This is a genomic window from Streptomyces sp. NPDC002643 (assembly GCF_053592555.1).
Genome location: NZ_JBSFVY010000001.1, coordinates 252,538 through 264,174 on the forward strand (window position 1 = coordinate 252,538; position 11,637 = coordinate 264,174).

An 11,637-nucleotide genomic window follows, 5' to 3' on the forward strand; every position below is an offset into this window, starting at 1 on the left:
GGACTGAGGGTCCCCGCGCCCCGTTTTGAGGGGCGAAGCCCCGAAAAAAGGGGCGCGGGGCAGTGTCGATATGCGGCTCCGCCGCGTGGGCGCGACCAGCCCCAACGGCGCAGCGTCACACAAACAAGCCCGCACTGACCGCGCAGCGTCAAACGCCCACCGTCACGTAGTCAGCCCTCGGACTCGTCCTCGTCACCAGCCTCCGGCTCAACCCCCGGCTCAACCTCCGGAGGAGACTGTCGCGCCCGCCCCCCGGGGTTGTCCCGGAGATTCCACGTACCCGCACCACCGGGCGCCCCGTCACCCCCGTCGGTGGCGTGGCCCCCGGCCGGCCCGGACCCCGCCGGACCACCCCCGTCACGGCGCCGCAGATACCGTTCGAACTCGCGCGCGATCGCCTCGCCCGACGCCTCCGGCAGCTCCGCGGTGTCCCGGGCCTCCTCCAGCGTCTGGACGTACTCGGCGACCTCGCTGTCCTCGGCGGCCAGCTGATCCACCCCGACCTGCCACGCACGCGCGTCCTCGGACAGCTCGCCCAGAGGGATGCGTACGTCGATGAGGTCCTCCAGGCGGTTGAGGAGGGCCAGTGTGGCCTTGGGATTCGGCGGCTGGGAGACGTAGTGCGGCACGGCGGCCCAGAGCGAGACGGCCGGGACGCCCGCGTGGGTGCACGCCTCCTGGAGGATGCCGACGATGCCCGTGGGGCCCTCGTACTTGGTCTCCTCCAGATCCATGCGCCGCGCCAGATCGGGGTCGGACGTGACCCCGCTGACCGGCACCGGACGGGTGTGCGGGGTGTCACCGAGCAGCGCGCCCAGGATGACGACCAGCTCGACACCCAACTCATGGGCGAAGCCGAGTAGTTCGTTGCAGAACGAGCGCCACCGCATCGACGGCTCTATACCGCGGACCAGCACGAGATCGCGCGGCTTCTCACCGCCGACCCGGACCACCGACAACCTTGTCGTCGGCCAAGTGATCTTCCGTACGCCGCCGTCCAGCCACACCGTGGGGCGGTTGACCTGGAAGTCGTAGTAGTCCTCGGCGTCCAGCGCCGCGAACACCTCGCCCTTCCACTCCCTGTCCAGATGCGCGACCGCGGTGGAGGCGGCGTCGCCGGCGTCGTTCCAGCCTTCGAACGCGGCCACCATGACTGGGTCGATCAGCTCGGGAACCCCCTCCAGCTCGATCACCCAGCGCCTCCTTCCGACGAACCCTCACGTACGCCCCAACCTTACGGCGTGCCCAGGGGGCCTCCGCAGCCCCCTTGCACGGGGGAGTGAACGGATCACTGCCCCGCCGAATGCCTTGAAACACCCGTTGGTGGTCCGAGCTGTACGTGATCAACTTCACCCATCGCTCACAGCGAGGACCGCAGCCACTGTTCCACGCTCGCGATATGGACCGTCGCCCAGGAGCGGGCGGCCTCGGCGTCACGGTCGCGGAGGGCGGCGAGGATGGCCCGGTGCTCGTGGAGGGTGCGGCTGACGGCGTCCTCCTGGGTGAGGCCGCGCCAGACCCGGGCCCGGGTCGTCGGGCCCGACAGTCCGTCGAGGAGGGAGCAGAGCACCGAGTTCCCGGAGCTCTGCACGATGCCCTTGTGGAACTCCAGGTCGCAGGCGACCAGCTCCTCCACCGACGGCTCCGTACCGAGCTTGTCCAACTGGGCGCCCAGCGCGTCCAGTTGCTGCTCGCTGATGCGCAGGGCGGCCATCGCCGTGGCGGCCGGTTCCAGGATGCGGCGCACCGCGAGGAACTCCAGGACCGTGTCGTCGCGATGGAAGTCCACGACGAAACTCAGCGCTTCGAGGAGAAGCTGCGGGTCCAGGCTGGTGACGTAGGTGCCGTCGCCCTGCCGTACGTCCAGGATGCGGATCAACGACAGGGCCCGCACCGCCTCGCGCAGCGAGTTGCGGGACAGTCCGAGATCGGCGGCCAGCTCGCTCTCCTTGGGCAGCCGGTCGCCGGGGCGCAGCGCGCCGGAGACGATCATTCCCTTGATCTTCTCGATCGCCTCGTCGGTCACTGCCATACCGGGACCCTCCCTGTCGTTCAGACATCCGATGTCTCAGGCCATTATGGGGGCTCTATCAGGCAAAAGCCTCCGGGTCGGCCCTGTGAGGTCCCTGTACGGCGCGGACGCCCCTGACGACGGGCCTCCCCCTGAGGCCGGGACTCGCCCTCCTCCTGGCGGCGCCCTACTCTGATCATCACCATCCGCGAGCGGGGGAGGCACGACGGTGGACTCGGGCGTACGTATCCGGCCCGCGCGGAGCGACGAGGCGGGGGCGCTGACCGAGCTGGTCATGCGGTCCAAGGCGCACTGGGGCTATGACACGGCGTTCCTCGAAGCCTGCCGTGAGGAGCTCACCGTCCGGCCGGAGGAGATCGGCCCCCACCGGATCGTCGTCGCCGAGGACCCGGACGCGGCCGTCGGTGCCGAGGGGGTCGTCGGAGTGGCCTCGCTCCAGGGCACGGCTCCCGACGGTGAGTTGGGCCTGTGCTTCGTCGAGCCACAGGCGATCGGCCGTGGAGTGGGCCGCGCGCTGTACTTCCATGTGCTGGACACCGCCCGAGCGCTGGGCTTCACCCGGCTCACCATCGCGGCGGACCCGAACGCCGAACCCTTCTACCGCCGGATGGGCGCCCGCCCCGTCGGCCGTACCGTGTCCGGCTCGATCGCGGGACGCGAACTCCCCGTTCTGGAAGTCGACTTCACGGCCTCGCGGCACACCCGCCACGACCACTGGACGCACATCTGGACCGGCGGCCGGCGGGCGATCCACCTCGGCAACGTCGCCGAGTTCCAGTCCCAGTTCGGCCCCGCATCCCCCGAGGCCGCGCACTACTCCTGCCTGGCCGCCTTCGTCTCCCCGCACCCGGCCGTCCTGATCCTGCCCCGAGCGGTTCCCCCCGACTGGATCGACCTGGTCGGCGCCACCCTGAACTGGGACCCCGTGGAGGTCTACGACGGCCTGACCGCGCCAGGGCCGGGCGACGATCTCACCCGCGCCGTCCTGTCCCGGCCCGCCCTCGCCGAACGCCCGCACTCCCTCGGCCTGCCCGTCATCCCCTGGGGCCGCACCCCCGCCGTCGCCGAACTCACCGGCGACCCCCTGCCCCCCGACGCCCTGCGCCACGAGTCCAAGCGGGCCGCGCACGAACTGTTCACCCGGCTCGCGCCCGCCCACCCGGACATCAAGGTGCCGGAACAGTGGCAGGCGGCGGACCGGCGCGCGGCCCTACGCCTCCTCAGGGCCCGTGGCCGCGCGGGGCAGGCCACCGTCGTCAAGACCGAGCACGGCGCCGGAGGCTCCGGCACCTGGGTGATACGGGACAACGGCCACCGGCGGCCCGCCTGGCGACGCGGCCCGCTGTTCCCCGGCGACCCACCCCGGCTGCCCCAAGGGCCCCTGCTCCTGGAGGAGTTCGTGTCCGGGGAGAGCGAGCCACGCGATCTGACCTTCGACGGACTTGTGGACCCGGAGGGGCAGGCGCACGAGGTGGGCGTCGCCGTCATGGATGTCCGGGGCACCGCCTATCAGGGCGCCACCGTCGGCCCCGGTGTCGTCCCGCGCCCTCTCGCCGAGGCCATGAAGCACTTCGGCATGGCGGTGGGGGAAGCGGTGGCCGCCACCGGCTACCGGGGCTGGTTCGACGTCGACTTCGTGACGGGCTCCGACGGCCGCCCGGCCCCCACCGAGGTCAACCTGCGGATGACCGGCCCTGCCGTCGCCTTCATGGTCAAGGCCCGGCTCGACGAGATCCGGGGCGGCGACCATCTCGTCCGCACCGTCGACCACATCGCGCTCGGCGCCCGGCTGCCCGGCCCCCAACTCTCCGCCCTGCTGCGGGAGACGGCGCGACGCTGCGCCGGGATCGACGCCGTCCTGCTGCCCTCGATCCCGACCGCCGCCCAGGAACCGGCCCCCCGCCTCGGTGTCGTCCTGGCCGCCCACACCCGTGAACGCCTGGACGCCGCCGAGGCGTTGGTGCGCACCGCCGCCCAGGACACCGGCCGGATGTTCACTGCCTAGCGCCGCGCTCCGGGCGCCGGGTCGGCGTCGGTCTTCGGTCGCCGTGTCACGAACACGGCGACCACCACCGCCGCGATCATCAGCGGCACATTGAAGGCGTACACCAGCGCCGCCTGCCGCTCCCAGTCGTCCTTCCCGGCGAGCCGGTAGAAGTTGTCCTGCGGCCACCAGGAGACCAGCAGCCAGACGACGGCCAGATGCGCGGCCGTCGTCAGCCCGGCCGAGCGGCCCTGGCGGGCCATCAGCGGACGCCCGGCGAACAGAAAGGCCAGCCCCAGGCAGAAGGCCAGCAACTCGGCGGCGTACAACCCCCGGAACAGCCACGACCACGGTGCGGGTACGAGGGTGAGGTCGGTGGAGCCGGGCCAGAACACATCCGTGAGGGACCACGCCAACGGCAGACCCAGCGCCAGCGTCGCGCACCCCATGCCGTAGAGGAACCCCTCCGGCTCCAGGGGCACTCCACCGCCCTTGCCGCTCACCGCCCCCGACGCCGAGCGCTCGGCGGGCAGCGGCAGCAGCCGACGGTCGATCCGCCCCGCCCGGTTGCGTGGCAGGACCCCCATGTTCACCACCGCCCCCGGGATCTCCCGCTCGGGCACCAGGCCCGTCAGACGGCCGCGTACCGTATCGACACCCGGAGCACCGGTGGGACTCCTCGGCACGACGTAGGCGATCAGCCGGTCCTCCTCCACGGCGATGATCGCGGCCTCCCGGATCTCGGGGTCGGCGGCCAGCGCGACCTCGGCGCGGTACGGGTCGACGGTACGGCCCCGTACGCGGACCCGGTGCCCCAGCCGCCCGCCGAACTCCAGCAGCCCGTCCTCCCGCAGTGTCCCCGCGTCACCGGTGGGTACGGCGCCGTCGCGGGCACCCGCGCCACCGGTGGGTGTGGCGCCGTCCCGGGTTCGTGTGTCACCGGTGGGTGCGGCGTCACCGTCCTCGGCGCCGCCGGGCGGCGTCAGCCATATCTCGCCCTCGCGGATCTCGGCCCGGCAGCCGGGGAACGGGCGGCCGAGCAGGCTGACGCGTCCCGCGTCGGCCACCGGCCCGGAGAGCTGCCCGACCTCGGACCAGGTGCCGCACCCGACGGCCTCCACGGTCCCGTACACGTTCAGCACCCGCGCACCCGGCGCCAACAGCCTCTGGAGCCGCACCTGTTCGTCAAGAGCGAGCCGTTCCCCGCCGACCGCCACCATCCGCAGCCCCTCGGGCACCGAGCCGCCCAGCAGCACACGGGCCATCAGCGGGTCGGTGTCCAGCACCGTGACACTCTCGACGAACGACTGACCCCACAGCGTGGGCCCGATCTCGTTCTCCGGCAGCACCAGGGTCCCGCCGGAGCCGAGCGCCCGTATCCAGCCGTAGGTGAAGGCGGCCGTGTCGGTGGGCGCGGTCACCAGGTGCGCATCGGTGGGCCGCAGCGCGAACACCTCCGCCCACGCCTCGTACGCCGCGCGCAGCCGCCCGTGCCCGGCGTCGACGGGCCGCGCCTCGCCCGTCGTACCCGCGCTGAACAGCACGGCCGCCGCGACCCCGCATGTCACCTCGGGCGGTTCGGGGGAGTGGGCGTCGATCAGGGCCGCGTCCGTGTCCAGGCAGACGACACGGCGGCCGGTGCCGTCGTCGACGGCCGGCCGGAACCGCTCATGTGTGAGGACCGTGTGCGCGCCCGCCCGCTCCAGCGACCGCCCGATGTCCCCGGTGGGTTGCCGCGGCCCGACCACGGTGTACGCCGCGCCCGCCTTGAGCACCCCGACCACCGCGACCAGCAGATCCGGCGGCCGGGTCACGCACACGGCCACGGTGTCACCCGGGCCGAGCCCCGTGTCCAACAGATAGCGGGCCAGCCGGTTGGCCCCGGCCTCCAGCGCCCCGTACGTCATCCGGTCCCGCCGCGTGACCACCGCCGCCCGATCGGGAGTCTCCCGCGCCCACGCCTCGAACAACCGATGGATTTCCTTCGCCCCGTTCATGACCGCAGATGATCCCAGAGCGGCCCCGGCCGGGGAAGACGATCCGCCCTGACGGAAAGGGGCGGCTCCACACCGGCCTTCTGGTGTGGAACCGCCCCTCTCGTCTCCCTACGGTCCGGCCCCGGTCAGGGAAGGGGCCGGACCGAGCCGTGGGGTCACTTCTTGTCGAGCAGGTCCTGGACCTTCGTACGGATGTCGTCCGTGGCCAGCCCCCGGATCGTGAGGGTGGTCCGGCGGCGCAGCACGTCGTCGACGGTCTCGGCCCACTCGGTGTCGCGGGCGTAGACGACCTGGGCCCAGATCTCGGGGGCGTCGGGGTGGACGCGCTCGCCCAGCTCGGGGTTCTCGTTGGCGAGGCGGGCGATGTCGAAGGCGAGCGAACCGTAGTGCGTGGCCAGGTGCTTGGCGGTGTCGGCGCCCATGCGGGGGCCGGGCGCCGGGCGGTCCACGAGCAGCCGGTGGGCGACGGCGCGCGGGTTGGCGACACCCGGCAGCGGCAGCCGCTTCGGCAGCGTGCCGACCGGCTCGAAGTCCTCACCCAGCGGTCGGCCGGGCAGTGACTCCAGCTTCTTCATGATCGTGCGGCCGATGTGCCGGAACGTCGTCCACTTGCCGCCGGCCACGGACAGCATCCCGCCCCGGCCCTCGGTGACGACGGTCTCCCGCTTGGCCTTGGCGGTGTCGCCGGGCCCACCGGGCAGCACCCGAAGACCGGCGAAGGCGTAGGTGATCAGATCACGGTCGAGTTGCTGATCCCGGACGGAGAACGCGGCCTCGTCCAGGATCTGGGCTATGTCCTTGTCGTCGACGGCGACATCGGCCGGGTCGCCCTCGTACATCTCGTCGGTCGTGCCGAGCAGCAGCATGTCCTCCCAGGGCAGGGCGAACGTGATGCGGTACTTGTCGATGGGGGTGGCGAGCGCGGCCTTCCACGGCGACGTCCGCTTCAGGACGAGGTGCGCGCCCTTGGACAGGCGGATGGAGGGGGCCGCGTTCGGGTTCTCCATACGGCGCAGGTGGTCGACCCACGGGCCGGTCGCGTTGAGCACCAGCCGGGCGTCGACGCCGAACTCGTCGCCGGAGAGCCGGTCGCGTAGCTCGGCACCGGTGACCCGGCCCTTGGTGAAGCGCAGGCCGGTGACCTCGGCGTGGTTGAGGACGACCGCGCCGGACTCGACGGCCGCGCGGACCGTCATCAGGGCCATCCGGGAGTCGTTCATCTGGTCGTCGCCGTACACGGCCACGGCCTTCAGGTTCTCGGTGCGCAGCTCGGGCACGTCCTGCGCGGCCTTGGCGGGGGAGAGCAGGTGGCCCACTCCGTCGCCGAACGCCGACAGCGCCGAGTAGGCGAAGACGCCGGCCCCGAGCTTCGCCGCGCCGTGCGGCCCGCCCTTGTACACGGGGAGGTAGAACGTGAGCGGGTTCGCCAGATGGGGGGCCACCTGGCGGGAGACCGCACGGCGCTCGAAGTGGTTCTCCGCCACCAGCTTCACCGCGCCGGTCTGCAGGTAGCGCAGACCGCCGTGGAGCAGCTTGGAGGAGGCGGAGGAGGTGGCGCCGGCGAAGTCACCGGCGTCGACCAGCGCCACCCTGAGCCCGGACTGCGCGGCGTGCCAGGCGGTGGAGATGCCCAGGATGCCGCCGCCGATCACGAGAAGGTCGTACGACGCCTTGGAGAGCTGTTCCCGGGTCTCGGCTCGGCTCGGGGTGGAGCCGCCTGCCGGGCGCGTACCCAGGGCAGGCAGGGCTTGCAGGGTGGACTGACTGGTCATGTCGGGTTCTTACTCCTCATCAGAGCGTGTTCGGAGCCGTTGTGGGCCCCGGCTCAGCTCTCGTCCTCGATCCAACCCATGGTCCGCTCGACGGCCTTGAGCCAGGTCTTGTACTCACGGTCGCGGGTGTCCGCGTCCATGCGGGGGGTCCACTCGGCGGCCCGGCGCCAGTTGGCGCGCAGGTCGTCGGTGCTGGTCCAGAAGCCGACGGCGAGACCGGCGGCGTAGGCGGCGCCGAGGCAGGTGGTCTCGGCGACCATCGGGCGCACCACGGGGGCGTCCAGGAAGTCCGAGAGGGTCTGCATCAGCAGGTTGTTGGAGGTCATACCGCCGTCGACCTTCAGGGCGGCCAGCTCGACACCGGAGTCCTTGGTCATGGCGTCGGTGATCTCACGGGTCTGCCAGGCGGTGGCCTCCAGGACGGCACGGGCGAGGTGCGCCTTGGTGACGTACCGGGTCAGACCGGCGATCACACCGCGGGCGTCGGAGCGCCAGTGCGGGGCGAAGAGGCCGGAGAACGCGGGCACGAAGTACGCGCCGCCGTTGTCCTCGACCGAGAGCGCGAGGGTCTCGATCTCGGCGGCCGTGGAGATCAGCCCCATCTGGTCGCGCATCCACTGCACCAGCGAACCGGTGACGGCGATCGAGCCCTCCAGGGCGTAGACCGGCTTCTCGTCGCCGATGCGGTAGCCGACGGTGGTCAGGAGACCCGAGTACGAGTTGATGATCTTCTCGCCGGTGTTCATCAGCATGAACGTGCCGGTGCCGTAGGTGGACTTGGCCTCGCCCTCGGAGAAACAGGTCTGGCCGAACAGGGCGGCCTGCTGGTCGCCGAGCGCGGAGGCGACCGGGATGCCGCCGAGCAGTTCGCCGAGGCTGCCGCCGGTGATCTCGCCGTAGACCTCGGCGGAGGAGCGGATCTCCGGGAGCATCGCCATGGGGACGCCGATGGACTCGCAGATCTTCGGGTCCCACTCCAGCGTGTGGAGGTTCATCAGCAGGGTGCGGGAGGCGTTGGTGACGTCGGTGTAGTGCTTGCCGCCGTTGACACCGCCGGTCAGGTTCCAGATGACCCAGGTGTCCATGGTGCCGAAGAGGATGTCGCCGGCCTCGGCGCGCTCGCGCAGGCCCTCGACGTTGTCCAGCAGCCAGCGGGCCTTCGGACCGGCGAAGTAGGAGGCGAGGGGGAGACCGGTCTCCCGGCGGAAACGGTCCTGCCCGACATTGCGGCCGAGTTCCTTGCAGAGGGCGTCGGTGCGGGTGTCCTGCCAGACGATGGCGTTGTGGACGGGCTCACCGGTGTTCTTGTCCCACAGCAGCGTGGTCTCGCGCTGGTTGGTGATGCCGATGGCCTTGATGTCGTCACGGGTGATACCGGCCTTCCGGATGGCCCCGGCGACGACTTCCTGGACGTTGGTCCAGATCTCGTCGGCGTTGTGCTCGACCCAGCCCGGCTTGGGGAAGATCTGCTCGTGCTCCTTCTGGTCGACGGAGACGATGCGGCCGTCCCGGTCGAACACGATGCAGCGGCTGGAGGTGGTGCCCTGGTCGATGGCGGCGATGAACGGGCCTGCGGTGTGGGCGTCGGTCACGGTGTGCTCCTGAAAGGTCAACTGGTCAACGGGCTGTACGTACGGCACGGCTTGAGCGTTCCGCGAAATCCGGCTCGCGGGAACTGCGGCTCACGGGGTTTCTCAGGCGAATGCGACGTTGTAGATGCCTGCGGCGACCGCGGCACCGATCAGGGGGCCGGCCACCGGGACCCAGGCGTAGCCCCAGTCGGAGCCGCCCTTGTTGGGCAGGGGGAGCAGGGCGTGCACGATACGCGGACCGAGGTCACGGGCCGGGTTGATCGCGTAACCGGTCGGGCCGCCGAGCGACAGACCGATGGACACCACGACGAGGGCGGTGACCAGGGCGCCGAGGGTGCCGAGGCCCTTGCCGGAGTCGTTCAGCCCCTGGGTGAGAACGGCCAGGACCAGCACGATGGTGCCGATGACCTCGGTGGCGATGTTCTGCACGGCGTTGCGGATCTCCGGGCCGGTGGAGAAGATGCCCAGCACCGGGCCGGCACCCTTCTCACGGGCCTCGACGGCCTTGGCCTTGGTGGTCTCCGCGCCCGGACCGCCGACGATCTCCTTGTCGGTGAGGTGGGCGTGGAACTGGCCGTAGTAGGCGACCCAGACCAGAGCGGCACCGATCATCGCGCCGAGCAGCTGGCCGCCCCAGTAGGTGGGGACCTGGCTCCAGTCGATGCCGTCCTTCTTGAGGGCGAGCGCGAGGGTCACGGCGGGGTTCAGATGGGCGCCGGAGAGCGGCGCGGAGGTGTAGACGGCCGTGAGAACGGCAAAACCCCACCCGAAGGTGATGGCGAGCCAGCCGGCGTTACGGGCCTTGGAGGCCTTCAGCGTCACGGCGGCGCACACGCCACCGCCGAGCAGGATGAGTATGGCGGTACCGATGGTCTCGCCGATGAAGATGTCGGAGCTGGACACCCGCGACTCCTTTGTCCTTCGTCCAGGGGAAGAGTTCGGCCCTTGGCGGTGTCACACTCTAGCGCGTATTGCCGGTAGGTGTTCGACAATGCCGACCGATGGACGGGAGTCTCGCTGTGGCGTGAGTGACTCGTCAAGGGTCGTGTTATCGAAAACACGATCGTTATTGATCGAATCGGACCCTCGATCTTGAGGCGGCTGCTAGGGGTGCCCGCGCGCGCATACGGCGAAGGCCGGGGCGCCTCATGGCACCCCGGCCTTCGCCGTCTCAGGTGGGTCGGCCTTCGCCGTGTCAGGTGGTCGGCCTTCGCCGTGTGGTCGTGGCGGTCAGAACCGCGCCGCCCCCAGATCCCGCGACACCGCCCGCGCGCAGTCCCGTACGGCCGCGATCAGCTCGGGCCGCAGCTCGCCGTCGCGGCACAGGCGCTCGACCGCGCCGGTGATGCCGACCGCGCCCACGGGCATCCGGCGGCGGTCGTGGATGGGGGCGGCGATGGACGCGACGCCCTCCCAGGTCTCCTCGACGTCGTCCGCGTAACCACGCGCGCGTGTGAGGTCCAGCACGGCCTCGAAATCCGCTGGTTCGCACACCGTCCGCTCGGTGAACACCTTGCGCTCGACCTCCAGGACCTCGCTGTGCGCCACCGGGTCGTACGCCGCGAGCACCTTGCCCAACGCCGTGGAGTGCAGCGGCTGCATCGCCCCTATCTCCAGCACCTGCCGGCTGTCGTCCGGCCGGAACACGTGGTGCACGATCAGCACGCCCCGCTGGTGCAGCACACCCAGGTGGACGCTCTCGCCGCTGGAGCGGGCGAGGTCGTCCGTCCACACCAGCGCGCGGGCCCGCAGCTCATGGACGTCGAGATAGGTGGTGCCCAGACGCAGCAGCTCGGCGCCCAGCTGATAGCGCCCCGAGGAGTCGTCCTGCTCCACGAAGCCCTCCTGTTGGAGGGTGCGCAGTATGCCGTGGGCGGTGCCCTTGGCGAGGCCCAGCGACGAGGCGATGTCCGACAGACCGAGCCGCCGCTCGCCGCCCGCGAGGAGCCGCAGCATCGCGGCCGCCCGTTCGAGCGACTGGATGTTCCGTGCCATCGCGCTTCTGCCTCCGTCCCCTTCGACCGCCGTACGTGAATGAACATCAACGTTCGGCAATGCCGAACACTACCTGTCGTTGCCGACCTCCCGCTAATGGCCGTCAACAGCTTTTCAGCCACGAAGGCGACTTGTGTGCGCGGGGTGCCCACCATGTGCCCGTTCGGTGCGCGTCCCTCGCCGTCCCCCGCACAGCCCACGCGTCCGTCCCGCGCAGCCCACGCGCCCGTCCTCGCACAGCCCGCCCGTCCGCGCCGAGCAGGCC

At 71.2% G+C, this 11,637-nt stretch carries 8 protein-coding genes; 1 reads left to right on the top strand and 7 read right to left on the bottom strand.

Annotated features, from left to right (window positions below; translation table 11 throughout):
• Positions 1–170 precede the first annotated feature (170 nt).
• Both ACWD4G_RS01115 and ACWD4G_RS01120 read right to left on the bottom strand, forming a co-directional pair.
• Positions 171–1,193, bottom strand: coding sequence for a PAC2 family protein (locus tag ACWD4G_RS01115; protein ID WP_451289966.1), 1,023 nt, complete (start codon positions 1,191–1,193; stop codon positions 171–173).
• Positions 1,194–1,360: 167 nt separating this feature from the next.
• Positions 1,361–2,032, bottom strand: a complete 672-nt coding sequence (locus ACWD4G_RS01120; protein WP_451289967.1) for a FadR/GntR family transcriptional regulator — start codon at positions 2,030–2,032, stop codon at positions 1,361–1,363.
• A 208-nt stretch (positions 2,033–2,240) separates the two neighbouring features.
• On the opposite strand from ACWD4G_RS01120, the gene ACWD4G_RS01125 reads away from it, so the two are divergent.
• Positions 2,241–4,037: a GNAT family N-acetyltransferase gene (locus ACWD4G_RS01125; RefSeq protein WP_451289968.1), complete on the top strand. Its 1,797-nt coding sequence runs from the start codon at positions 2,241–2,243 to the stop codon at positions 4,035–4,037.
• Here the strand turns inward: ACWD4G_RS01125 and ACWD4G_RS01130 are convergent.
• The 5 genes from ACWD4G_RS01130 to ACWD4G_RS01150 all read right to left on the bottom strand — a co-directional run bounded on the left by ACWD4G_RS01130 (position 4,034) and on the right by ACWD4G_RS01150 (position 11,372).
• Positions 4,034–6,013 carry an AMP-binding protein gene (locus ACWD4G_RS01130; protein ID WP_451289969.1) on the bottom strand — a complete coding sequence of 660 codons (1,980 nt, stop codon included), beginning with the start codon at positions 6,011–6,013 and terminating at the stop codon, positions 4,034–4,036. The genes ACWD4G_RS01125 and ACWD4G_RS01130 overlap by 4 nt on opposite strands.
• Positions 6,014–6,168: 155 nt before the next feature.
• Positions 6,169–7,785 (bottom strand): FAD-dependent oxidoreductase, encoded by a 1,617-nt coding sequence (locus ACWD4G_RS01135; RefSeq protein WP_451289970.1) that lies wholly within the window; start codon positions 7,783–7,785, stop codon positions 6,169–6,171.
• Positions 7,786–7,838: 53 nt separating this feature from the next.
• Positions 7,839–9,377, bottom strand: coding sequence for a glycerol kinase GlpK (gene glpK, locus ACWD4G_RS01140; RefSeq protein ID WP_451289971.1), 1,539 nt, complete (start codon positions 9,375–9,377; stop codon positions 7,839–7,841).
• A 102-nt stretch (positions 9,378–9,479) separates the two neighbouring features.
• Positions 9,480–10,280, bottom strand: a complete 801-nt coding sequence (locus tag ACWD4G_RS01145) for an MIP/aquaporin family protein (RefSeq protein ID WP_451289972.1) — start codon at positions 10,278–10,280, stop codon at positions 9,480–9,482.
• Between the two features lie 327 nt (positions 10,281–10,607).
• Positions 10,608–11,372, bottom strand: a complete 765-nt coding sequence (locus ACWD4G_RS01150; protein WP_451289973.1) for an IclR family transcriptional regulator — start codon at positions 11,370–11,372, stop codon at positions 10,608–10,610.
• Positions 11,373–11,637: the final 265 nt, after the last annotated feature.